General features: G+C 57.4%; 23 protein-coding genes. 10 read left to right on the top strand and 13 right to left on the bottom strand.

Annotated features, from left to right (window positions below; translation table 11 throughout):
* Nucleotides 1-126: 126 nt before the first annotated feature.
* Nucleotides 127-420, bottom strand: a complete 294-nt coding sequence (locus tag WC859_03480) for a hypothetical protein (GenBank protein MFA5975209.1) — start codon at nt 418-420, stop codon at nt 127-129.
* Nucleotides 421-684: 264 nt separating this feature from the next.
* Between WC859_03480 and cbiM the strand changes: the two genes are divergently transcribed.
* From cbiM to WC859_03460, 4 genes are read left to right on the top strand one after another with little or no spacing between them, the layout of a single operon-like run.
* Nucleotides 685-1,368 carry a cobalt transporter CbiM gene (cbiM, locus tag WC859_03475; protein ID MFA5975208.1) on the top strand — a complete coding sequence of 228 codons (684 nt, stop codon included), beginning with the start codon at nt 685-687 and terminating at the stop codon, nt 1,366-1,368.
* A complete protein-coding gene (locus tag WC859_03470) occupies nt 1,365-1,688 on the top strand; it encodes a PDGLE domain-containing protein (protein ID MFA5975207.1) in 324 nt (107 codons plus the stop codon). The genes cbiM and WC859_03470 overlap by 4 nt, the downstream gene beginning before the upstream one ends.
* The gene (gene cbiQ / locus WC859_03465) at nt 1,678-2,562 is read left to right on the top strand and encodes a cobalt ECF transporter T component CbiQ (GenBank protein ID MFA5975206.1); all 885 of its coding nucleotides are present in this window, start codon (nt 1,678-1,680) and stop codon (nt 2,560-2,562) included. Before WC859_03470 ends, cbiQ begins: the two co-directional genes overlap by 11 nt.
* A complete protein-coding gene (locus WC859_03460; protein ID MFA5975205.1) occupies nt 2,496-3,401 on the top strand; it encodes an ABC transporter ATP-binding protein in 906 nt (301 codons plus the stop codon). Before cbiQ ends, WC859_03460 begins: the two co-directional genes overlap by 67 nt.
* 347 nt (nt 3,402-3,748) lie before the next feature.
* On the opposite strand, the gene WC859_03455 is transcribed toward WC859_03460, so the two are convergent.
* From WC859_03455 to WC859_03410, 10 genes are all read right to left on the bottom strand, one after another.
* The gene (locus tag WC859_03455) at nt 3,749-4,294 is read right to left on the bottom strand and encodes a CoA-binding protein (GenBank protein MFA5975204.1); all 546 of its coding nucleotides are present in this window, start codon (nt 4,292-4,294) and stop codon (nt 3,749-3,751) included.
* Entirely contained in the window at nt 4,255-5,550 is a 1,296-nt protein-coding gene (locus WC859_03450) for an O-acetylhomoserine aminocarboxypropyltransferase/cysteine synthase family protein (GenBank protein ID MFA5975203.1), read from the bottom strand. Before WC859_03450 ends, WC859_03455 begins: the two co-directional genes overlap by 40 nt.
* Before the next feature lie 17 nt (nt 5,551-5,567).
* Nucleotides 5,568-6,014 (bottom strand): cupin domain-containing protein, encoded by a 447-nt coding sequence (locus tag WC859_03445; protein ID MFA5975202.1) that lies wholly within the window; start codon nt 6,012-6,014, stop codon nt 5,568-5,570.
* The gene (locus tag WC859_03440) at nt 6,011-7,162 is read right to left on the bottom strand and encodes a RuBisCO large subunit C-terminal-like domain-containing protein (GenBank protein MFA5975201.1); all 1,152 of its coding nucleotides are present in this window, start codon (nt 7,160-7,162) and stop codon (nt 6,011-6,013) included. The genes WC859_03445 and WC859_03440 overlap by 4 nt, the downstream gene beginning before the upstream one ends.
* Before the next feature lie 4 nt (nt 7,163-7,166).
* Nucleotides 7,167-7,766: a methionine biosynthesis protein MetW gene (gene metW / locus WC859_03435; protein ID MFA5975200.1), complete on the bottom strand. Its 600-nt coding sequence runs from the start codon at nt 7,764-7,766 to the stop codon at nt 7,167-7,169.
* Nucleotides 7,763-8,983, bottom strand: a complete 1,221-nt coding sequence (locus tag WC859_03430; GenBank protein ID MFA5975199.1) for a homoserine O-acetyltransferase — start codon at nt 8,981-8,983, stop codon at nt 7,763-7,765. The genes metW and WC859_03430 overlap by 4 nt, the downstream gene beginning before the upstream one ends.
* Nucleotides 8,984-9,025: 42 nt before the next feature.
* A complete protein-coding gene (locus WC859_03425) occupies nt 9,026-12,088 on the bottom strand; it encodes a tetratricopeptide repeat protein (GenBank protein MFA5975198.1) in 3,063 nt (1,020 codons plus the stop codon).
* Between the two features lie 132 nt (nt 12,089-12,220).
* A complete protein-coding gene (locus WC859_03420; GenBank protein MFA5975197.1) occupies nt 12,221-13,378 on the bottom strand; it encodes a hypothetical protein in 1,158 nt (385 codons plus the stop codon).
* Nucleotides 13,379-13,497: 119 nt separating this feature from the next.
* Nucleotides 13,498-14,682, bottom strand: a complete 1,185-nt coding sequence (locus tag WC859_03415) for a glycosyltransferase (GenBank protein ID MFA5975196.1) — start codon at nt 14,680-14,682, stop codon at nt 13,498-13,500.
* A gap of 2 nt (nt 14,683-14,684) precedes the next feature.
* Nucleotides 14,685-15,119: a PilZ domain-containing protein gene (locus WC859_03410; GenBank protein MFA5975195.1), complete on the bottom strand. Its 435-nt coding sequence runs from the start codon at nt 15,117-15,119 to the stop codon at nt 14,685-14,687.
* 157 nt (nt 15,120-15,276) lie between these two features.
* Between WC859_03410 and WC859_03405 the strand changes: the two genes are divergently transcribed.
* The 6 genes from WC859_03405 (at nt 15,277) to WC859_03380 (ending at nt 21,825) form a co-directional block, all read left to right on the top strand.
* Nucleotides 15,277-16,119: an MBL fold metallo-hydrolase gene (locus tag WC859_03405; protein MFA5975194.1), complete on the top strand. Its 843-nt coding sequence runs from the start codon at nt 15,277-15,279 to the stop codon at nt 16,117-16,119.
* A complete protein-coding gene (locus WC859_03400; GenBank protein MFA5975193.1) occupies nt 16,116-16,658 on the top strand; it encodes a VanZ family protein in 543 nt (180 codons plus the stop codon). Before WC859_03405 ends, WC859_03400 begins: the two co-directional genes overlap by 4 nt.
* Before the next feature lie 31 nt (nt 16,659-16,689).
* Nucleotides 16,690-18,150 (top strand): potassium/proton antiporter, encoded by a 1,461-nt coding sequence (locus WC859_03395; protein ID MFA5975192.1) that lies wholly within the window; start codon nt 16,690-16,692, stop codon nt 18,148-18,150.
* A 161-nt stretch (nt 18,151-18,311) separates the two neighbouring features.
* Nucleotides 18,312-20,315: a TonB-dependent receptor gene (locus WC859_03390; protein ID MFA5975191.1), complete on the top strand. Its 2,004-nt coding sequence runs from the start codon at nt 18,312-18,314 to the stop codon at nt 20,313-20,315.
* Between the two features lie 102 nt (nt 20,316-20,417).
* Nucleotides 20,418-20,624, top strand: coding sequence for a hypothetical protein (locus tag WC859_03385; protein ID MFA5975190.1), 207 nt, complete (start codon nt 20,418-20,420; stop codon nt 20,622-20,624).
* Nucleotides 20,625-20,643: 19 nt separating this feature from the next.
* Nucleotides 20,644-21,825, top strand: a complete 1,182-nt coding sequence (locus WC859_03380) for a cache domain-containing protein (protein MFA5975189.1) — start codon at nt 20,644-20,646, stop codon at nt 21,823-21,825.
* A gap of 108 nt (nt 21,826-21,933) precedes the next feature.
* Here the strand turns inward: WC859_03380 and WC859_03375 are convergent, their stop codons facing one another.
* Entirely contained in the window at nt 21,934-22,362 is a 429-nt protein-coding gene (locus tag WC859_03375) for a hypothetical protein (GenBank protein ID MFA5975188.1), read from the bottom strand.
* A 3-nt stretch (nt 22,363-22,365) separates the two neighbouring features.
* A complete protein-coding gene (locus tag WC859_03370; GenBank protein MFA5975187.1) occupies nt 22,366-22,512 on the bottom strand; it encodes a hypothetical protein in 147 nt (48 codons plus the stop codon).
* Nucleotides 22,513-22,520 lie beyond the last annotated feature (8 nt).

Here is a 22,520-nt window from a genome sequence, read left to right as displayed (position 1 = left end):
GACACACGACAGTCGGGCGAGCGCCCGTTGCCCGACACACTACGGTCGGGTCAGCCTGTCGTGTGGCGGATGTGGCGCTCGAGTCCGGGCGGGGCCATTATTTTTTAGGTTCGCCCACCAGCTTATTCAGAATTTATAAGCGAAGGCCGCGATGATGCGGACCTTTGTATTTTGAACACCTACAATCGGCTGGAACTCGGTTGAAGATGGAGCGCTGAGAATCGGATGGCCGATGAGATTCATCATCCAGCGGAAGGCCTTGGCTGGCGTCAGAGTTTTATCGACACCGGCTTCGTATTTTAGCGCTTGTTCGTAGGTGAAGTCGCGGGAAATGCGGGGAGACCCGCGATACCCCTGGGCAGACAGAGATCCCGCCGATAGAAACAGGATGCCCAGGAACACTCCTTGAATCACCCTCATCTTCATACTCATGTATAACTGGGATGTTAAAAAATGTCAATTGCCGCAAGTGCGCGATCGAGTCAGCGCTGATTTGCATATATAATTAGATGCGTTTAATGTGTAACGATTGGACTGTTTTGGCTGTTGAGTCGTAGGTTCGTATCAGGGGACGTAGTTGCAACTTTGCACCTTGTTACCCGAGATGCCTCGTGCAAAGTTGCAACTACGTCCCCCTTAACCTTTACTTCGTCAAAATATGTAACATCGTTTTGAAACGAGCTTATGCATATCCCTGACGGTTATTTAGGACCTCAAACGTACGGCAGCCTGTGGGCGGTCATGATCCCGGTCTGGTCCTGGGCCTCACGGCAGCTCCGCCGGACGTTGGCCGCGCGACAGGTGCCTTTCCTGGCGATCGGCGCGGCATTTTCTTTTGTTGTCATGATGTTCAATATCCCGGCTCCCGGCGGAACCACCGGACACGCGGTTGGCGCCACCCTGGTGGCGATTGTTCTGGGACCCTGGGCCGCCATGATTACCACCTCCATCGCGCTGATTGTTCAAGCGCTTCTTTTTGGAGACGGCGGCATCACCGCCATCGGAGCGAATTGTTTTAACATGGCTGTCCTGATGCCGTTGTCGGGATATGCGATTTATCGCCTTTGTTCCTGGCGGGCGTTTCGGAACGGGAAACGCCGCATCTGGGCCGCGGGACTCGCCGGATATCTTTCCTTAAACCTGGCCGCTTTGAGCACGGCCATTGAGTTGGGGGTGCAGCCCGGATTGGCTCACCGGTTGGATGGCACCCCGCTGTACTGCCCTTACTCGCTGAAGGTGACCGTTCCGGTCATGCTGACGGAGCATCTCCTCCTTTTTGGGTGGATCGAAGGGGTTCTTACAGCGGTGGTCGTCGCCTATCTTCTTCGAACAGATCCCGCTGTGTTTTTGGGTTCAGATCGTTCATGAAAACGACAACACGATTGATGATCGGTTTAGTAGTGCTCACGCTGGCCACGCCGCTCGGGATGGTGGCCAAAGGAACGGCCTGGGGGGAATGGGGCGCCGAGGAACTGAAAAAACTGCTTGGATTTGCACCAGAAGAGCTCCAACGCCTGGGAACGATGTGGAATGCGAAAATGCCGGATTATTCGGTCCCCGTCACGTCAAGCGCTGGACACCCGATGCTGGGCTATCTGTTATCAGCGCTGGCCGGTGTCGGCATCATTCTTCTTTTTACATGGCTGCTGGGACAATGGCTGACCAAGGGAAAACGCGATGCTTCCTGAATGGCTTGCCAAAAACGAGTCCAGCGCTCCCGGCTCCGACCGGATGATCGGGACGCACTCCTTTATCGATAAAACGTTGTCCGGGGTTGAAAGCTTTTTCCGGACTCTGGAGAACTCCGAGCGATTCGCGGCGCGTCAAGGGCTGCTCCAAAAAGTCGATCCGCGAGTGAAGCTGGTCACCATCGGATTCATTATTGTCAGCGTGACGCTCACCCATCAGCTGTCCGTCCTTGGGATGCTTTATGCCATGACGTTGGTTCTATCCTTATTATCGAGGCTGCCTTTCGGAGGGCTTCTGCTGCAAACGTGGCTTTTCGTCCCGTTATTTACGGTCCTGATGGTGTTTCCCGTCATTTTTGGAGGAGTGACGCCAGGTCCTGCTCTGGTCACTTTTGGACCCACCCGGGCTTTCACCATTACCTCCGCAGGTCTTTTATTAGCGTGCCTTATCGTCCTGCGCGTGGCGACAGCCATTTCCTGGACGCTGCTCCTTCTGTGGACTACACGGTGGTCGTCGCTTTTCGGCGCCCTGCAGGTGATCCGTGTCCCGCAGGCGCTGGTCATGACGCTCGGGATGACGATCCGCTATCTTCTGCTGTTTGTGTGCCTGGTGGAGGAAACGCATTTGGCTTTAAAGAGTCGCATTCTCCGAGGGCTTCCCCGTCATCAGGGCCAGAGCGTCCTGGCCGGGATTCTGGTGACGATGTTTCGGAAGTCGCTTCTCTGGTCTGAAGAAATTTATGGCGCGATGGTGTCGCGCGGCTATGCCGGACGCGTGGTGTTGTTGGAACGAAGAGGTTTATCCGGATGGGACGGTACCTGGGTCTGCCTCTGGATGATTGGAATGGTCCAGCTCTGGCGAGGAATTCATTAATGGCGCTGATCGAGGCGGAGGCGGTTGATTTTTCCTATCCCGGGGGACCGGTCGCTCTGCAACAGGTGTCCTTTGCGATAGACCCGGGAGAAAAAATTGCGATTTTAGGCGCCAACGGTTCCGGCAAATCCACCCTGCTTAAAATCTTGAATGGCCTGTTGTTCCCCTCGAGCGGGGCCATCCGCTACCGGAACAAAGCCCTGACGGAAGCGGCCTTAAAAGATCCGGAGTTTTTCCGGGAGTTCCGGTCGCGGGTCGGGTTCGTGTTTCAAAACCCGGATTTCCAGCTGTTTTCTCCGACGGTCTTTGAAGAAGTGGCGTTTGGCCCGCTGCAGCTGGGTCTGGGGGAAACGGAGGTCCGGCAGCGCGTGGCCGACACGTTGCGGCTTCTTCGCCTCGAAGCGCTGGCGGAGCGGCCCCCGTATCAGCTCAGCGGAGGGGAAAAGAAGCGGGTGGCGATCGCTTCCGTTCTCTCCATGAATCCGTCGGTTCTCCTGCTGGACGAGCCCACGCTCGCGCTTGATCCGCGAAGCCGGTGGGAGCTGGTGGATTGGCTGGTCGAATTGCACGCGGCGGGAAAAACGCTTGTGATCGCCACCCATGATCTGGAAGTCGCGCAAGTCCTTAGCGACCGGGCGATTGTTTTAGGCGAGCATCAGCGACTCCTGCGCGTGGGTCGTACCCCGGAGGTGCTCGGGGATCAGGCGCTGATGGAACAAGCCAACCTGATCCACGTCCATCGGCACCGGCACGCCGACGGCTGGCACCGGCATCCTCACTCCCATTTATCAGGCCAGTCGCCCCATCATGAAGATGGTGAGGGGCTGAAAAACAGATGACTCGTCAATCCCCCTCTCCCGACGCTCCGGTCGGGAGAGGGGGGTCCCTCACACCCAGATGAAGAATAGTTGGTTTGGAACGATAACCAGAGGCGTATAATGAAAATAGAGACTCAAGAAGGAGGCTTATATGGAAGAAGAAAAGAAGGAATGTTGTGGAAAAGAAGGATGTGACTGCAAGAGCTGCTGTGGTAGTTCTTGCTGCTGTAAAAAGGCCTTAATGGTCCTGGTTCTTTTACTCTTGGGCGGTATTCTCGGCTACCTTGGGGGAACCCGTCAATTCTGTGGCCGCATGACTTGTCCCATGGGGATGATGGCCACTCCGCCGCCCCCGCCAGCGAAGTAAATTAAGTCCTTGGACTTGGCCGTTTCTTGCGGGCGCTGACAATCTCGGTATTCATTCCGGCCCAGTGCAACGTCCCGCTGAAACGGCCGTGCTCCATCTTGACGCATTTATCCATCACCACTTTTAGCCCCGCCTTTTCAGCCAGTTCTCCCGCATCCAACGCCACGATGCGCAGCTGCGTCCAGATGGCTTTCGCATGAATCGCGATGGCCTGCTTCGTGATGTCGAGCACTTCTCCGGAGGGACGAAAGATGTCGACCAGATCCACCGGTTCGGGGATGGATTTTAAATCAGGGTAACAACGTTGCCCGAGGATGGACTGCGCTTTGGGGTTGACCGGGATAATGCGGTAGTCAAAGTATAAGAGGTACGCCATGACGAAGTAGCTCGCCTTTTGCCAGTCCGTGGACGCGCCAACGATGGCGATCGTTCGCGAATCGGTAATCAAATCGCGGATGACGTCTTCGTTCTGGTAGCGTCCCCGGTACTCCGGGGGCAGCGACGAATTCAGTCGGATGCTGCAAGAAGAGCCTGATCCAGATCCCATAACAAGTCCTCCGGGGTTTCAAGTCCAATCGATAATCGGATCGTCGAAGGAGAGACGCCGCAGGCGCTCAGCTCCTCGTCGGTCAGCTGCTGGTGGGTCGTCGAGGCCGGATGGATCACCAGGCTGCGGCAATCGCCCACATTGGCCAGATGCGAAAACAGCTGCAGCGATTCGATGAACCGCCGGCCCGCCTCGCGCGCCTCGAGAGCCCCCGCTTTGAGTTCAAACGAAAAAACAGCGCCGGGCCCTTTCGGGAGATATTTTTTGGCGCGTTGATAATCCGGATGATCCGGCAGCCCCGCATAGAACACATGGGCCACGCGCGGGTGATTCTGCAGGAATTTCGCCACCGTCAGCGCGTTGGTCACATGCCGGTCCATCCGGACCGAGAGCGTTTCCAGTCCTTGAATCAGCAGGAACGAGTTCATCGGCGCGATGCTGGCGCCGGTGTCGCGCACCGTCTCCAGGCGAAGCTTGGTCAAAAAGCCGTAATGGCCGAAGGTGTCGTAAAAACGCAGACCGTGGTAGGATGGCGACGGATCGGTGATGGTCGGGAACCGGCCGTAGTTAAACGATCCAGAATCAACCACCACGCCGCCGATGCTCGTTCCATGCCCGCCGATAAATTTAGTGGCGGAATGGACCACGATGGAGGCGCCCCAGTCGATGGGCCGGCACAGATAAGGGGTGGCAAAGGTATTGTCAATCATGAGCGGGATTTTGTGCGCCGCGGCCAGTTTCCCCAGCGCTTCCAAATCGAGGATGCTGCCGCGCGGGTTGCCGATGGTTTCGCCATAGAGCATCTTGGTCTTGGGTGTGATGGCGCGTTCCCAGTTGGCCAGGTCTCCCGGTTCAACAAAATGCACCTTAATGGAGAGTTTTTTAAAGGTGTGTGTGAACTGGGTGATCGTCCCGCCGTAGAGGTGCGCGGAGGCGACGATTTCATCCCCGGGTTCGAGCAGCGTCATAATAGCCGCCAGCTGGGCGGCCATGCCGCTGGCCACCGCCACCGCTCCCGTGCCGTTTTCCAGCGAAGCGACCCGTTCCTCAAAGACAGCGGTGGTAGGGTTGTTGATGCGGCTGTAAATGTTGCCGTACTGTTTGATCTCAAAGAGCTGCGCGGCGTGGCGGGTGTCGTTAAAAACGTAGGACGTTGTCTGATAAATCGGCACGGCCCGCGCGCCCGTGTCCGAATCGGGAATATGCCCGGCATGCACCATGCGGGTTTCAAATCCGAAGGTTCGCTTTTCAGCCATGGGTTCAGCTCCTTCCGTCAGGTTCGAATAAACCGTGAAACAGTCGCTGTCCGGCACAGGTGTTTCAGGGCCGCCACCGTCGGCCGTTCCGGCCGGTCGCGGTCGCAATTCACCAGACACAAAAATCCGAACGCTGGCCCTGAGCCGGCGCGGAACTGATGCCATTGGCGCGGCGGAATATACAAAATATCAAAAGGCCTCACGGTCAGGATATCCTTTCCGATCAAGACCTTGCCCGTCCCGCGGAGGATCATCACCCCGTGCACATGCCGATGACGTTCGAGCGTGGAATGACCGCCGGAGGCGATCTCAAAATAGCGCAGCTGCGAGCAGAAGCCTTGCGCTTCTCCAAAGAGGATTTGCCGGCGGATGCGCTTGAAATGGGTGCCTTCCTCTTTATAGGCCAGCACAGGGAGCCGGCCCCAGCGGTACTGCTTTTTCTTCTGGCAAAACCGGAGGATCATGTCCGCGTTGTTTCCGCAGGCAATGAACGTTCGACCCGTTCCCGGAAGTGCCGCGCATTGGCCGTCAGATCCGGCCCGTGGCGGAACAGCGCTCCGCCGATCAGAAAAATAACGTCGCGTCCGTAGACCGACAGCATCTCCGGGACCCGCTCGAGTGACATCCCGCCGCCGGGGACCGGGAAAATCCGTTTGAAATGCCCCATAGGAGCGGCGCATCCTTCGGCAATCTCGGCGCATTCCGCCTGGCTGAAGGAGAACCGCCCTCCGAAGCTCGGGAAAATACTGCCGTCGGCGCCGGCCAGCCGGGCCAGTTGGCCGAACAATGCGAAATGCGACAGGCCGTTGTCAGGATGCGTCACAAAACTACCGAGAAAAGCCGGATGCATGAGAATCGGCAGGTCCCACTCGTCGTTTTCTGCGATCCGGCGCATCGCGTCAAAACCGGTCAGGCCGGGCGAGATGAGAAAGCCGCCCGCCCCGGCCGATTGGGCGAAACGAAGATGGCGGGGGAAATCAGAGGACGACAACGAGACATTCGGAAAATAAAGAGAATGCCCGCCGGTTTCCCGGTTGGCCTGCGCCACCGCGGCGGCGCAGCGTTCCACGCGCTCGTCAAAACGGGCAAAGGGCTGGTCCGCCAGCCCGTGGTCATCCTTGATCAGATCGATTCCACCCAGCGCGAAGCGATACGCGAGATCCGCCAGTTCCTTCGCGTTCAGCCCCATGGGTTTGAGCGCGGTGCACAGCAGCGGGCGTTCCGGAACGCCGAGCCGCTGCCGCAGTCCCTCCACTCCGAAACGGGGCCCGCGGAAACAGTCAAAAAGACCTTCCGGCAGCTCCAGCCGCTGAACGCGGATATTGGGTTTGATGCTGCAGTTGCCGAAGAGAACGTTCAAAAATTGCGGAATCTGGTTTCCCGTGGTTTCCTCGGCGTAACTGATCACGGTTTCAAAGGTGTGATCATCTTGACGTTCCAGGGATTCGATCTGCCCCACCACGGAGTGGCGGATGGTTTGGGAGGGGATCAGATCGTCGGGGAGTTCAACCGTTTGTTCCAGCGCGATATCGCTGGCCACCGCGCGCGCCGCGGTTTCATCGAGAAGGCCCGCCAGCCGGTAATGGACTTTGAACCGCTTCCCGCTGATCATGGCGTCACTTTTTCGCCACCAGCTCGAGAATCGCCTGATCAGCGAACAGATTGGGGAATAACCGTGTGCGATGATTCCGGCCCAGGAAAACAGCCCGGCGAACCTGGATCTGATGCGTGGCACAGTAGTGACGGAAATCCCGGATGGTCAAGAACCTCAGGTTGGGAGTGTCGTGCCAAGAATAAGGGAGCGAACCGGTGACGGGTGCGCGGCCGAGAACCCCCAGCTGCCACCGGGCGGTCAGCGCTCCGAAATTGGAAAATCCGACGATGGTTCGGCGCGCCACCCGGAACGACTCCCGCAGAAGCAGATCAATGTTCCGGACCTCCTGCAGGCTCTGGTTGAGGATGACATAGTCGAACGACTGGTCCGGGAACCCGACCAGGCCGCTGTCCAGATCGCTGTGCACGACGCTCAGGCCCTTGGCGATGCACTTGTAAATGGCCTGCTGGTTCAATTCAACGCCCTGGACATTCGCTTTTTTTTCGTCCCGCAGCCGTTCCAGCAGATCGCCTTCGTCGCATCCGAGATCGAGGACCCGGGATCCTTCATGGACCATCCCGACGATGACTTGATGGTCCAGCCGCTTCGGAGGGGTGCTCATCGGGAAGCGTCAGGTTGCGCGTCGCGGAATGTTTTCTCCAAAAAATGGCGGATGAGAGGGGTTTGTTCGTCGATTTCGAGAAGGAACGCATCGTGGCCATAGGTCGAGGCGATCTCGCAGTAGGACGCGTCCACATTCTGGCCGCGCAGGACCCGGACAATTTCCTGGGACTGGGGAGCCGGATATAGCCAGTCCGACTGGAAGGCCAGCACCAGAAACCGCGTATCAATAGTTTTCCCTGACGGGATCAATTTGTCCCCGGACAGGTCAAAGTAATCCATCGCCTTGGTGATATAGAGATAGGAATTGGCATCGAAGCGTTTGACGAAATTGTCGCCCCGGTACCGGAGATACCCCTCGACTTCAAAATCCGCGTTAAAACTGAAGCTGTAGTTTTTCTCCTTCAGTTTGCGGGAGAATTTTTCCTCCATCGACTGGGCGCTCATGTAGGTGATGTGTCCGATCATGCGGGCGACGGCCAGGCCGCGCTCCGGTTGGCCGGTTTCGTAGTAATCCCCTTTGGCCCAGGCCGGGTCCGCCATGATGGCCTGGCGGCCCACTTCGTCCAGCGCGATTTGCTGGGGCGAGTGATGCAGCGTGGTGGCGATCGGGATGCTGCTGCGGACGCGTTCCGGATACGACGCGACCCATTGGAGAGCCAGCATGCCTCCCATGGAGCCGCCGGCCACACAGAGCAGGCGGGACAGACCCAGATGATCAATCAAGTGGCGCTGAGCTTCCACCATGTCCGCGATGGTGATCACTGGAAACGTCAACCCGTAAGGTTTTTTGGTTTCCGGATCGATCGAGGAGGGGCCGGTGCTCCCTTTGCAGCCGCCGATCACGTTCGTGCAAATGACGAAATATCGGTTGGTGTCGAACGCTTTTCCGGGGCCGATCATGGTGTCCCACCAGCCGGGGGTGGAGGCCCCTTCGTGAAAGCCGGCGGCGTGCGCGTCGCCGGAGAACGCGTGCTCGATCAGGATGGCGTTTGTTTTCTCCGGGTTGAGCGTTCCGTAGGTTTCATAGGCGAGCGTCACCTGGTCCAGCGTCAGGCCGGACTCCAGGCGGATCGCGTCGTGCGCGTCCGCCAGCCGGAAGTAGTGGGTTTTGACAATTCCAGCGCTTCCCGGCGGATCCTCCGAAGGTTCCGTTGCGGGTGCCGGAGTGGGATCCGGTATTTTATTTTCGAAATGCCGTTGCCAGAGGTTCGCCATGTGTTTGTCTCAAGAAGACGAAAGTATTATAGCGTTGTTTTCTTAAAAACGTGCAGTGAGTGCAAGGCCGGTGGTCTGGCGGTGGTAGCTGGGCGTGTGGGTCAGGACGAACGACGGAGTCAACGTCCAGGTGCGGGTGAGGAACACGTCCATCTCAAAATCGAGGTCCTGCACGAACTCGCCATCCGTTCTTTCTTCTTTTCCATAGCCCGGGAGATAGGTCAGGTGAACATTGGCCCGGTTTGTGAGCACGGTTTTATAATCAAACCCGAACTGATACGTCTGTAGTTTCTGCGGGCTGTAGTAATCCGGGCGGAGGTGATCCATGTTGTCCAGCCAGACCCGGCCGGTGAGATAAAACCGGGGCCAAAGGATGCGCCGGCCTCCCTGAAGAATCAGCGTTGCCCGCGTGTTATTGTCGGAAAGGAATTCTCCCCGGGCTTGCGCGGACGCTCTCCAATTCCCAAGCGGGTCCCCCCGGACCGACCCATCGACGTAATTCCGGATGATGTTGTTAGCCATCGCACGGGTGGTGTCATAGGGGCGGCGGCCGCCGCTCAACTCCGTTGTCCAGTCGTCTGTCCAGGAGGAACGGAGATTCCCCTCAAGCGAGTAGGTGTTTTTTGCCGGGAGGGTCAGATGATGCCCTGTGGCTTCGAGGGTGATGCGTTGATAATTGCCCAGGTTTCGCGCCAGGGTAAGGCCGCCCCCTTGTTCTTCAATCGTTTGGATTCCGGCTTCCGAATAGGACCCCGCCACATGATGAAGGAACAGATCAATACCCGCCAGATGGGCTGTTCCAAAATCCTGGCGAAAGCGGCGGCTTACCCGGTTGCGGTTGTCTTCCTGATAATAAAAGGAGGGACGCCAGAGCCAACGAGGCGAGTGTTGAATGGCCTCCAGCAATTCTTCTGTGTCAGGGGAATCTTCTTCCCGGCGCGCCTGCCGGACGAGCTCGAGCGCCCGTGTCCGGTCGCCGTGGGCCACGCGCAGGCGGGCTTCTTCCGACCAGAGGCAAAGATCGGAAACCCCATGCGTCCGGAGATCATTCAGCCGCTGAAAGGCTTCGTGCCAGCGGTTATCTACCCCGGACAGGCGCAGCAGGCGGCGGCGCATCATGACCGCCGGAGCATCGTCGCTCAGGTGCCGGACCAGCGATGCCCCGGTCATGCCGGCCGGCGGTTCAAAGCGCGTCAGCCGCGCCGGATCGCGTGTTCGGAGGTTCATCCCGTAGTCATCCTGATGCCAGACGGTATCGAAAACGTCGTGCGCTCGGGCCAGCGTCAGCCGGGCGGAGTCCGGCGCGTTGGGAATGTCGATCTGGCCGAAGTCCCCTTCCGGAAAACTGTAGCTGTGGGGGGGCATCTGGAGACGGTCGGCTATTTTTTTTCGTCCGCGGAAATGATCCGTGCGTGCCCGCTGGGCCCATTCGTCATTGGATTCGTATCCTCTTCTTGTTTCCAGCCATTGTTTATTCAAGAGGAACAGGCCCCGATGGCCTTCGGGGTCCGTTGGAATGAGCTGGTGCGCCTGATCGCCGTGCGATTGAATCTCCCAGCGGCCGGTGTCTTGATAATGTTTGAGATCATTCCAAACCGCGGCACGCGGGATGTATCCTTCCACATCGATCAGCGCGGCGAACATCGCGGCGCTGAAACCATTTCGTTGAAGAATCGGATCTCCGTAGAGCAGGCTGTCCATTCGCGAGTCGTCGAACGTAATCAGAACCGGCCGTTCCGGTAAAGCGGCATGGTCCTTCAGCCAGGTCGAGACTTCTTCGGTTGTTACGGTGTGATAACCGGCGGACTGAAGCGCCTGCAGGTGGTCGGCAAAGGTGGCGGTGGTCCGGTTCATGGCGTAGGCGAGGATGGGATCGCCTTCAAAGGGGGTGAGACCGTGATACAAAAGCGCCGGCAAAACAGGCCCGGAGCTCTGGTGAAGGGTCGCGCTCAGCAGTTCCTGCGCCGCTTGCGTTTCTCCAGACTCGCTCAGATAAAAGGACCGGAGCAGCGTCAGGTAAGGATCCGTTGGATCGAGCGCTTGGGCTTTCTCCACTGCTTTCAAAGCATTCCGGGGCTGACGGGCATCATCGTAAGCGCGGGCCATCCCCAGCCAGGCATTGGATTCCGCGGGATTCAGCTCAACTATTTTTTTATACGTCCGAATGGATTCCGCGAGCGCCCCTTGCTCTCGAAGCGCGTTGGCCTTGAGCAGCCAGGGGGAGGCCCGGTATGGGTTGAGGCTCAGCCAGCGTTCACAGACGTTGAGGAGATCCTTCCAGCGTTTTTCCGCAAGGTCCAGTTGAGCCAGTTTGACAAGCCGTCCTTCATCGTCGGGTTGGAGGGCCGTCAGCCGGGTTTCCAGAAGCTCCCGGGCGCTCCGGCGGTCGCCGCGGGCCAGAGCCTCGTCCGTTAGAAAATCAAACGCCGGCCAATAGGGCGGATCCGCCGCGATCAGTTTTTTCAAGTGGTCCCGGGCCGCCTCCTTCTGCCCGCTGTAATACAGCGATTCCGCCCAATGAAAAGCATAACCGGAGCGGTCCGGATAGAAATCCGCCGCGTGAGCCCAGGCCGCGGCCGCTTGCGGATAATGGTGGGTGATCTGTTCGAGGTGAGCGAGTTCCGGCCAGGCTTGTTTGAATCGCGGATGGTCCTGAACCAGCGTTCGCAGGCGTGACAGAGCCGCGTCATAGTGGCGCAAGAGTCCGTCCAGCCGTCCCTGCGCCAGTTCGATTTCCTTCTTTCCGGGCTGGAGTTCCTGGCAGCGCCGGAAGGCGGCCAGCGCTTCTTCGCGGGATCCGCTGGCCAGCAGCGACCGCGCATAAATAAACCACGTTTCAAAGTCGTCCGGTGCCTGAGCGGTCAGCGTTTTCCCGACGGATACGGAGTCGGCATACCGGTGGTCCAGCCAGAGCAGGATCAAAAAATCCTTCTGGAGGCCTGTGTCGGAAGGATTGGATTCGGTCAGCTGCCTATAAAGAGGGATCGCCGCTTTGTATCGGCCGGATTGGTAAAACCGCACCGCGGCCCGCTGCAGTTCCGGTCCGGAAGGCGGTTGCGCAAGGAGAAGAGCGGGAAGAAGAAGTATCACCAGCTGTCTGCTCAAAAGGGCCACTGCTGTCATCGCGAGGTCGCCAGTTGTGTGGCGACCGTGGCGATCTGTTATTGAGGATAGCTTGCTCCGTCGCTTCGCTCCTCGCAATGACAACATTGAAGAGGATTTTTTCATTCGACCGCCTCAGCGGTGTTCCAGGGGAGTCAAAGGAGTCAAAATCACGTTGACGTCTTCGGCCCGGGCCGCTCCCCTCACATGATCGTAGACCGCGATACGGACCAGCCCGCGTCCGGTCGTCGGGGCCGGGCTCAAGCTCACCGTTGTCGTGGGGAGATCCGGTCCGCTGATCTGCAGCTCCTGGCCAGAGAGCGTCACGGTCGCCTGAAGGGTGTTGCCCGCCGGTTTTCGCGGCAGGACCGCCAGACGGTGACGTTTGGATCCGGTCCGTTGATCGAGAAAGACCTCCTCCCGCGAAAATCCGATGCCCACGCCGTCCTGCCGGTTATCGCCGGAGCGCAGCCACAGGAAAAATTGTCCGAAGAAAGAAGACGCCTGAAGCTCGAGGCGGGCGTCCTGCAGCCCCTGCGTTCCCAGCCAGTAAAGGGTTCGCGATGTGCCGGTGAGCGGAGTCTGAAGCGAAAACGCGCTGGCTTCCTGAGCCGAGGGAATAATAATGCCCCAGAGCCGGCCCCTGATCATCCGCAGGCCCAGCCGGCTGGTTCCCTGCAGCGGCAGTTCCGTGGCCAGCCGGTCCAAAAGGTCTTCAGCGGTCCATCGGGAACCTATATCCAGCCGGTGAACGGCGTTGAGAGCCGATAACCAGTTGATGGCCTGTCGCCCGGTTTCCGGCGCCCAGCTCAGCCGGAGCGCCGGGTTGAATTGAACCTGCCGGCGCTCTTCCGGAGTGCCTTGAGACCAGAAGCCGTCTCCGGAAAAACCGATGTCCCAGTAACCGCTCTGGAGCATCCGGCGCATTTCGCGGCGGTTCATGTAGTGTCGGTCTCCGCGCAGGACCGCGGTGTGATTGGTCACCCAGACCACCGGTACGCGGTGGTTGAGCAGAATAGGGGAAACGGTATCGAACGTGCGGTGGAAGCCCGGGTCGTAAACCAGTACCACGGCCCGTTGCGGCAGGCCAAGACCCCGCGACAGGCGGGACTGCGCATCGGAAAAAAGCAGCGGTTGATAGCCTCCGCGTTTGAGCGCAGTGAGCCAGATGTGCAGATTTCTTCCCGCCACCGCCGCTTGATAAGGGTCATTCGGTGTTTCCGGCAGGTGCAGAACCAGATACCAGTCGTAGCCGGCTGAATGCGGCGACAGCGGCGGGGCCGACGGCGGCACCGCATGAAAAAAACTTACCCACAACAACACGGCGACCCCCGCGACCACAAGCCAAAAAGCGCTCCACTGCCAGTGGTACGTATCGTTTGGAAAATACTCGGTGGTGATCGCCTCAGTGCTCAGCGGGTCCCCCAGTGGTTGCGTGGAATAGTTGTGATCGCGTAATAGGTCTGCCAGGACAAAATACCGATATAGAAGGCGACGAAAGCCAGAAGATAGGGCCAGTACCGCGAGCGGGTGTAGTAGAAGAACACGCTGGCCAGCAGAAAGTTAATCAGGGCCAGTCCCGTCAGATACGGGAGACAGCTGACCGACAGGAAAACCGGCAGGTAAAAAAGCGCCCGCAGGGCAATCAGCGGCGACAACAACGTCACCAGGATCCCGAGATAAAAAGGAACCGCCGCCATCGGGTGTTTGCGCCACATGAAGCCGCTGGCGATGATCGTTTCCCTGGACCAGGACTTTTTCCACCGTAGCTGCTGGCGAAGATATGTTTTCAAACGGTTTGGAACATAGGTCCGGCAGATGGCGCCGTGATGAAAGACCACCCGGTGCGTTCGCAGGATGAAGTTGGTTAAGCTACGGTCGTCTCCGAAGGTGGTGCGCCGGCCGCGAAAGGTTTGATTGAGCCAGGCCGGCAGCACGCGCAGGACGGAGACGCGGCGATACGCCGCCAGAGGGCCTGAGCAACACGTCACCGAGTTAAAGAGACTCTCGGAGGCTTTAATCACCCGTTGGGAGATCTGGTAACGGACCACTTCCATCTTTGAAAAGAAGTTGTCCTTTTCAACAACCACGCCGATTTCTCCTCCCACCGCGCCGATCGAGCGGTCGTGAAACGGCTGGACGACGCGGTAAAGCGCTTCCGGGTCGATCAAACTGTCCGAGTCGATGTAGACCAGGATTTCATTCTGTGCTTTCTGAGCGCCCAGGGCCATGGCGAAACGTTTGCCTTTGTTGGTTTCATGGCGGAACGTTCGCAATCTCCTCGGATGCAAAAAGGATAATTCCTCAAGGATCTCCCACGTCCGGTCGGTGGAGCCGTCATCCACCACAAGGACTTCCAGTAGCTCTCTCGGATAACGCGAAGCAAAAACGTGTTCCAGTGTTTCCCGGATATGGTGTTCTTCATTTTTGGCGGAGATGATCATCGAGACCGAGGGCATATACCCGGCATCCTGGGGTTCCCGGTAGAACATGGACATCGCCACCCGCCAGAAAATATAGGTACAGACCAGAAGGCTGTACGTGTTGATGAGGGGAGCCCACCAGTAGAAGATAATGTTGTGAACCTTCAGAACCACGATCAGGCCCGCCAGCAGTCCGCGACCCCCACCGCGGAGAAACGCTGGGGCCGCGTATCCACGCGCTGGATTTGTTCCGGGATCAGCCGGTGAAATCGGATCCCGACGCTTCCGCCTTCGTCGACGCGCACCACCTGGCCTGTAAATTTATAACGCTTGAGTATTCGGGGTGTCCGGAGATACGGAGTCGGCGCCCACTCCACCGTCGCGGAGTCGCCGAGTTGGAGCCGGTGCTGGCTGGCCGGATCAAACGAAACGCCGCTTAAGCTGGCGTTCAGGATTTTGCCGTTCAGGGGGCGTCTCTGTCCCGGGCGCGACATCAGCACCGCGCTGTCTCCGGAGAGAATCATGCGCGCGTACCGCCGCTGTTCCCGTTCGGGGGGGAGGGCGTTTATGTCTTCGTTGCCGGGCCCGTCTGCAGGAGGAGTCTCAGACACAAAACCTCGTTTAATGAGGAAGTGAATCGAATGGTTGTAACCTTGCCGTAACCTTGCTCATTATCAATCAACGACGGGAACGTGTCAATGAGTCGAAATACCCAGGAGGCGTTATCGTTAGTATCATCTATTGACGGACCACGGAGGAGAGATTCCGGTGTTTATTTTGCGGAGGGCCATCACGGGTTGTTTCGGGGCGATCCTGGGTTGCGGTCTGGTTGTCCAACTGGCGCAAGCGCATCTCAGCATTCGAGCACTGAACGTGGCTTATGGGGAGAGCGCTCTCCTCTGTCTTGAAAAGAATGGCCGATGTGAATGGTCTGGACTGATCGATGTTGGCCGCGCGGAAGACAGCGGTTTGATCCGCCAGGCATTGAATGCTCGGGGGATTCGCCTGGTGGATGCGGTTTTCATCACGCATGCTCACCCCGACCATGTCGGGAGTTTGCTCGACGGTTGGAAGGGGCCCCGCCTCCAGACGCTCTATCGGTCCAGCGAGGGTTCCTTCCCGCCCGAACTCGAATCGTTAAGACGAAAAGGCACGGCCATCCAAACGATTGATCGCGATCTCAAGATCTCCGTGAATGGGGGAGCGCTCACGGTCGAAGGGATGGCCCTGTCTTCTCCCGGGGGGTCCCTCCACGCCAACGGCCTGGTGGTTCTCGTTTTCTATGGCCGGAGCGCCCTTTTGTTTTTGGGCGACCTTGACCCGACTGTGCAGGAATCCGTTCTTCTTTCGGTGGAGCAGCGCCTGCGGCAAACAGGCGCCACGCTGCAGGTGGTGACCTGGCCTCATCATGGGGATATTCTGGCTCCCGGGTTGGCGCGCCGGTTCCAGACCATCCCCTGGATCGCTCTTTCTGTGGGCCCAAACCCATACCAGCTGCCCCGTGTGGAGTCGTATCCAGAACTTCATCAGCGGATTCTCCGGACGGATCAGCGGGATTCCTTCAGTATCCTTTGCGATGGGCAATGGTGTCATCCGGTGGAGGAGCCATGAAATCCTGGATGCCTGCGCTGGGCATGAGCGTCTATCTTTGGCTCAGCGTTCCCTTTGTTCGACCGGTTATCAGCTGGTTTCGGGCGCGGGGGCTTTTGCGGTTTTCGATAGGGCTTATCGTGCTGGTCCTGGTTGTTGGCGTAACGAATTCATTCGCGAAGCGCGGAGGGTTTAAGTCCTTTTTCAGGACTCTGGTGTTGGTCCTGATCAGTTGTATTTATGTTCTGATCATCCGTTACTGGGTCTTTGCGCCGGAGGAAGGGATCCATTTTATTCAAGCGGGGTTTCTGGCGTACCTTTTTTATCGTCCTCTATCAGAAAAGTGGATTTCGCCAGGAAGAGCCGCCGGGGCGGCCTGTGCTTTCGCCGCCATCGTTGTGGCTTTGGAGGAAACGATTCAGATCTGTGTCCCATCAAGGGTTTTTGACTGGCAGGATATCGCCCGGGGGATCGTCGGCAGTTTTCTGGCGTTGCCTCTCCTTGTTTTTGTTCTGGTCCCCCGAAAGAAAACCGACACGCTCAAAGAGTTTCCTTTGTAATTCTCCTTAATCTCAAGCTATCCTATGGTCCATGGTTTCTCTGGAACATTGGCTTTTGCTGGGGTCTGTTCTGCTGCTGGCGAGCATTTTTGCCAACACCGTTGCCGACCGTTTCGGGGTCCCGGCGCTGCTCCTGTTTCTCGGCATCGGGATGCTGGCCGGCGCCAACGGCCCGGGCGGCGTTCCTTTCCATAATGCGCCCCTGGCGCAGGCGCTCGGGGTGATCGCGCTGGTCTTTATTCTTTTCGCCGGCGCTTTGCAGACCCGTTCCAAAGAAATCCGTCCGGTCTTGTGGATGGGGGCTTCGCTTTCAACCCTCGGGGTCCTGCTGACCACGGTTCTGGTGGGGTGGTTCGCCCAGCAGTTCCTCTCCTTTACGTGGCTGGAGGGCCTGCTGTTTGGAGCCATCGTTTCATCGACGGATGCCGCCGCGGTCTTCACGGTCCTGAAATCCCAGAAAGTCAGCTTGAAAGAACCGATCCGCCCGCTGCTCGAGTTTGAGTCCGGCAGCAACGACCCGATGGCGGTGTTCCTCACGATCGGGTTGATCAGCCTGATTCAGCATCCGATGAAGTCTCCCGCGAGCCTGCTGCTTCTTTTCGTGACCCAGATGGGACTTGGCGGGGGAATCGGGTATCTCGCCGGGCGAGGGATGGTGCTCGTCCTGCAGCGTCTCAAACTCGAGCACGAAGGTCTCTACTCGGTGCTCCTCTTGGCCATGGTGCTCCTGACGTACAGCCTGGCCTCGTTTCTGGGCGGCAGCGGATTTCTTGCGGTTTATCTGGCGGGTCTTGTCCTGGCCGGGAAGGATTACTTTCACAAAAAGACCATGACCCGTTTTCAGGACGGGCTGGCCTGGCTCATGCAGATCAGCATGTTCCTGATCCTGGGACTCTTGGTGCTTCCGGTGCATCTGCCCCGGGTGTTCTGGCCGGGGCTTTGGCTTTCATTTTTCCTGGTTTTTGTGGCGCGGCCGGCGAGCGTTTTCATCAGCCTGATCGGATCGGGCCTGTCCGCCCGGAAAAAGGCCATGGTGTCGTGGGTGGGATTACGAGGCGCCGCTCCGATTATCCTGGCGACGTTTCCGCTCGTGGCCAGACTCCCACGGGCCGAAACGTATTTCAACCTGGTCTTTTTCACCGTGGTGGTTTCCGTGATGCTGCAGGGGCCTTCGATCGCCCGGGTGGCGCGCTGGCTTCGGGTCGAGGTTCCGTTTCAGCGGAAGCGGCATTCGCCGCTGGAATTCGACGCGCCGGGAGCCATTGACGCTTGCCTTGAGGAGTTCATCGTTCCCTTCAATTCAGCGGTCGCCGGCAACAGCCTGACGCAACTGGGGCTGCCAGCCGACAGCCTGATTACCCTCGTTTGCCGGGACGACCGGTACCTGGTCCCGAGCGGCAGGACCGTTCTTCAGGAAGGAGACGTCATTTCAGTCCTGACCACACCCGACGGCATTGGCGAGATTCAGACGCTTCTCTCCCGGCAAAAATAAGAAAACTGAACCAGCCATTCTTCATCGCTCCAGCTGTCCAGGAAGGGGTTGCCGGGCGCGCGATTCATCCTGATCTCGATGTTTGGCGTACGGTGTCCTTGATTCGTTAACCTTTTGTTTCCTTGAAGAATGGTCACGTGGTTGTTACAGGGCATATGACTATGGCTGCAGGATCACGAAGAGGCCGCAAGACCAACGAGTTTCGCTTTCTGATGCTCGGCGGTTTCCTGTTTGGTGCTATTGCCCCGGTCTGGCCGCAGACGAACGACGTCTTCGAGTTCTTCGAGTACGAAAAACTTTCACTCGAGCAGACGCTCAACGCCAAGACGAGTGTGACAACCAAGACGTCCCTTCCCTTGAGAGAGTCTCCCGGCATCCTGACGATCATTACCCGCGACGAAATCCGCGATTCCGGCGCGCGAAACCTTTTTGACGTGTTGCGATTAGTGCCGGGCATCGAGTTTGGGGTCGATATTCAAGGAATCATTGGAATAGGTTTTCGCGGGTTATGGGGCCAGGAAGGAAAAGTGCTCGTTCGGGTCGATGGGCAGGAGTACAACGATCTTGGGTATGGAGGAACACAAATCGACCGAATCCCCGTCCAGCAAATCGAACGGATTGAAGTGATCCGTGGACCTGGTTCGGTGCTCTATGGAGGCAATGCGGAAGTGGCGGTGATCGATATTCACACGCGCGGAGCAGCGGAGAAAGGCGTGCAAGTCGCAGGCCTCTATGGCCGTGGCTGGAAAGGCGGAGATGATCGTCAGGTGGATATGCATTACGGTAGCGGAGACACGAATTGGCGTCTCAGTGGAGCGGCTCATTTTGGCCAATCTCAGCGCAGCGACCGCCTGTACACCGACGTGACCGGAGAGACCTACCCCATGAAGGGAAATTCTGATCTGATTTCTCGGGGCTTGAATCTGGGGGTCGAAAAGGGGGGATTTCACAGCCGGTTTATTGCCGACCAATTTTTTACCACTCAACGCGATGCTTTCGGGATAAACCAGGCGGATGCTTCGCAGATCAACAGCTCTTTCTATCTGGCGGAAGTCGGCTACGATCTGCAGCCCGCGGCACGCTGGACGATTACGCCCCGATTTAACTTCAACCAGCACCGGCCCTGGAACGAGCGCGATGTATTTTTTCTGTACGACAAAACATTTGATCGCTATAAGGAAAGTCTATTGGCCAAGTATGAATACTCTCGCCAGTTTGTTTTTCTGGGCGGGCTGGAGTTCCAACAGGACCACGCAAAGGTTTCCGATGACACTCCCGACACCGGGCTCTGGCCGGGCAATAACCGCAAGATCACCTACAGGAACGCAGCCTATTACGCGCAAGGGCAGATGGAGTTGTCGTCCTGGGGGACCTTGGTCAGCGGCGGCCGTTACGAACATCATAGTCTGTATAAAGACTCCCTGGTCCCGCGCGTGGCCTGGACGAAGCTTTGGGACCGCTGGCACCTGAAGGCGCTTTACAGCGAGGCTTTTCGGACACCGAGTCTTGAGAACATCCGCCTCAACTCCGACATCCGTCCCGAATACCTGACGACCTATGAACTTGAGACAGGCTATTGTTTCCGCGAGGACCTGTTCGCGTCAGTCGCCTTCTTCAACACGAAAATTCGTCGTCCGATTGTTTATCATAACGACCCGGTGACGGGCTCGGAATTTTACAGCAACGACGATCCCATCGGGACTCACGGCTTCGAACTCACCGGCCGGTGGAAGAGCGGCCCAAACTACGCAGACATTTCCTATTCGTTCTATTCGGCCACGCAGAATCGTGTTCCTCTTTACGCGGTTCCTGGCCGTCAGGATGTTTTGCTGGGTTGGCCGGTGCATAAAGTCGCGCTGAATGGAAGTTATGCGTTAGGTCACGGCTTCAGTATGAATCCTTCAGCGATCGTGCTGGCCGAACGATACGGCTATTACAGGCAGGATCCTTTCGGGAATATGCTCTTGCGGCGGGAATCCACCGCGGTCATGATCAATCTTTATGTGAGGAAAAAAGACGTTTTTCTTAAGGGACTTGACGTCGGAGCGGGAATCTTTGACCTATTCGGTTCCGGCTATAATTACATCCAACCTTACGACAGCAGTCACGCTCCCCTCCCAGGGCCCTCCCGGGAATTCATCGTGCGTGTCAGCTGTACTTTCTAAACAGTTCATTCTTTGGCCAACACATTTCACTTGCCGGAGGCATGTTTATTTTTCATATTTGTTTTGTAGGCTAAACAATGAGTAGATTCTGAAGGGGGCATTATGGGCAAACTCTATGATTTACGAATGGCCATTGAGAAGAAAATTGCAGAAACGGGCCAGAACGCGTTTATCGTCAAGGGGCAAATTGGACTCAAGGCCGGGGTGCCGATCGGGATGATCGGTCCGAATTCACCGGATGATCCAGCCGTGATTGAGAAATTGAAGGCGGCGGCGGTCGAAATTCTTAAGACAACGGTCGAACTTTAAGCGATCCGGAGAAAAGTCTATGCGATCTCATTCCATTAAATTCAAAATCCTGTCGACGATCGTCGCCACCTTTGCGGTCGGAGCCGCCATCCTTCTGGCCGCGCTGCGCCAGAGTTATAACCACAATATGAATGTGCTGGCCCAGGATTCCCTGCGCAACGCGGAGAAACTTTTCAGTGTTTTAAGGGAAAACAATATCGCCAAAATGGCGGCGGCTTCCGAGAGCCTCATGACTAATCCTCTGATCCAGTCGGCGATGGCCCAGCAGGATCGGGCTCAGTTGATGGCGGTGACCCGTCCGCTTTTCGAGACACTCAAGAACCAATACAACATCACGAACTGGATTTTTATTCTTCCGGAACCGGCCAAGACGGTTTTCTTGCGGCTGCAAAACCCCACCCGATTCGGGGACCTGTTGGGGCGTCTGAGCTTCGAAGCGTGCGTCAAAACGCACAAGCCCGTCACGGGCAACGAATTGGGCTTGTCCGGCTTTGTGGTGAGAAACGTCATGCCTTTCAGGGATTCGCGCGGGAAACTCATCGGCTATACGGAGATGGGGGAGGAAATCGGTCATTTCCTTCGACAGATGAAATTACAGACGGGCGATGATTACGGAATAGTCCTTAAAAAAACGTTTCTGAACCGAAAGGACTACGCGGCGACGCGTCAATATCTTCAGCAGCCTGATAATTGGGACGACCACCGGGATGTCGTGATCATCGACAAAACATTTGAGGATTCGAGCGTGCTTCGTTTTTCGGGCGATCTGGACTCGGTTCCCGATGGAGGCCGGGTGCTCGAGCGGCTCAAGAAAGGGAACTCGCTTTTCGTGCGGGGGGTCTTCCCGCTCTATGATGACCCGACTCGCCAGAAAATCGGCGGCCTCTTTGTCTTGCGCGATGCCAAGGATGTGGCCTCGACTTACTACAGTTTCAGGCAGATGGAACAACGGCTCCTGGTCGTGATCCTTGTGATCATCGTGATTATTCCGCTCCTCATCATGATCCTGCTGCGTCGGTTGATTTTTAATCGCATCGATCATATCGTCCAGGTCGCCACGAAGGTGGTGGGAGGGGACTTCGCCGCCCAGGTCACGATGTCCTCCGACGATGAAATCGGGGAGCTGGAGAGCCTCTTCGAACAATTACGGGCGATCTTTTTCTATGTGCTTACCCTGCTGGATAAGGCCCAGCGAAAATAAAGGTGGGCTAGGACGGTAGGGCTAGGGGACGCTGTTTAGTTTTGTAGTTGTTTGTTGCGTACATTTTCGATTAGGGGAAAGTGAAAAACTAAACTACGTCCCCTATGATTATGCTTTGTGCACCGAGCGGAGGAAATCGACAAAGATTGGAAAGGATCGGGGTTTGTTCGGCGCTTCGAGCGAGACCATCAGAATGCCCAGGGGGCTGCACGCGACCGCCGAACAGATCAGCGTGGTTCCGTCGCGGGTGCCAAGGGACTGGACCCAGAACTCCAACTTATTTTCGTCTACGCGGCTGAGCGGGATGGCAACGCGCAGGTTCGTATTCTTTAAATCCCTCCCGATGGCCTTCAGCGCCGTTTGCTTCAGCTCCTCGAGAGCCGCCGTTTTCTTTTTGAGCGATCCTTTCTCTTTGAGAGGCCAGAAAGAGACCCGCAGCTCCCGCTCCAGTTGCCGGAAAACCAGAGTCGCCCCCCGCCGGGATTCCTCCCAACCAAACGGCGGCACAAACGCAAACGCTTCACCGATCTTGTTCATGTCTTACCGGTAATGATAGAGCGCCATCCCGATGATGACTCCCAGGAGGACGACGAAAATCCAGACTTTCAACGGAGAGTCCGGTGAAGGTCCCTGGTTCTCCTCCTTGTCTTGATGCAATCGAATCCGTTCACGATCGGCTAACGTCATAATAATCC

It is taken from the genome of Elusimicrobiota bacterium (assembly GCA_041660185.1).
Taxonomy (GTDB): domain Bacteria; phylum Elusimicrobiota; class Elusimicrobia; order 2-01-FULL-59-12; family 2-01-FULL-59-12; genus JBAZWU01.
This window is presented reverse-complemented; position numbering and strand designations above follow the sequence as displayed.

What these genes read in the sequence shown, in the direction of transcription:
- WC859_03375 (MFA5975188.1), bottom strand. Translation starts at nt 22,362, where the DNA reads ATGAACAAGATCGGTGAAGCGTTTGCGTTTGTGCCGCCGTTTGGTTGG.
- metW (MFA5975200.1), bottom strand. Translation starts at nt 7,766, where the DNA reads ATGAGCACCCCTCCGAAGCGGCTGGACCATCAAGTCATCGTCGGGATG.
- WC859_03450 (MFA5975203.1), bottom strand. Translation starts at nt 5,550, where the DNA reads ATGGCTGAAAAGCGAACCTTCGGATTTGAAACCCGCATGGTGCATGCC.
- WC859_03385 (MFA5975190.1), top strand. Translation starts at nt 20,418, where the DNA reads ATGGGCAAACTCTATGATTTACGAATGGCCATTGAGAAGAAAATTGCA.
- WC859_03440 (MFA5975201.1), bottom strand. Translation starts at nt 7,162, where the DNA reads ATGATCAGCGGGAAGCGGTTCAAAGTCCATTACCGGCTGGCGGGCCTT.
- WC859_03395 (MFA5975192.1), top strand. Translation starts at nt 16,690, where the DNA reads ATGGTTTCTCTGGAACATTGGCTTTTGCTGGGGTCTGTTCTGCTGCTG.
- WC859_03400 (MFA5975193.1), top strand. Translation starts at nt 16,116, where the DNA reads ATGAAATCCTGGATGCCTGCGCTGGGCATGAGCGTCTATCTTTGGCTC.
- WC859_03370 (MFA5975187.1), bottom strand. Translation starts at nt 22,512, where the DNA reads ATGACGTTAGCCGATCGTGAACGGATTCGATTGCATCAAGACAAGGAG.
- cbiM (MFA5975208.1), top strand. Translation starts at nt 685, where the DNA reads ATGCATATCCCTGACGGTTATTTAGGACCTCAAACGTACGGCAGCCTG.
- WC859_03445 (MFA5975202.1), bottom strand. Translation starts at nt 6,014, where the DNA reads ATGATCCTCCGGTTTTGCCAGAAGAAAAAGCAGTACCGCTGGGGCCGG.
- WC859_03430 (MFA5975199.1), bottom strand. Translation starts at nt 8,983, where the DNA reads ATGGCGAACCTCTGGCAACGGCATTTCGAAAATAAAATACCGGATCCC.
- WC859_03390 (MFA5975191.1), top strand. Translation starts at nt 18,312, where the DNA reads ATGGCTGCAGGATCACGAAGAGGCCGCAAGACCAACGAGTTTCGCTTT.
- WC859_03455 (MFA5975204.1), bottom strand. Translation starts at nt 4,294, where the DNA reads ATGGGATCTGGATCAGGCTCTTCTTGCAGCATCCGACTGAATTCGTCG.
- WC859_03460 (MFA5975205.1), top strand. Translation starts at nt 2,496, where the DNA reads ATGGGACGGTACCTGGGTCTGCCTCTGGATGATTGGAATGGTCCAGCT.
- WC859_03380 (MFA5975189.1), top strand. Translation starts at nt 20,644, where the DNA reads ATGCGATCTCATTCCATTAAATTCAAAATCCTGTCGACGATCGTCGCC.
- cbiQ (MFA5975206.1), top strand. Translation starts at nt 1,678, where the DNA reads ATGCTTCCTGAATGGCTTGCCAAAAACGAGTCCAGCGCTCCCGGCTCC.
- WC859_03480 (MFA5975209.1), bottom strand. Translation starts at nt 420, where the DNA reads ATGAGGGTGATTCAAGGAGTGTTCCTGGGCATCCTGTTTCTATCGGCG.
- WC859_03470 (MFA5975207.1), top strand. Translation starts at nt 1,365, where the DNA reads ATGAAAACGACAACACGATTGATGATCGGTTTAGTAGTGCTCACGCTG.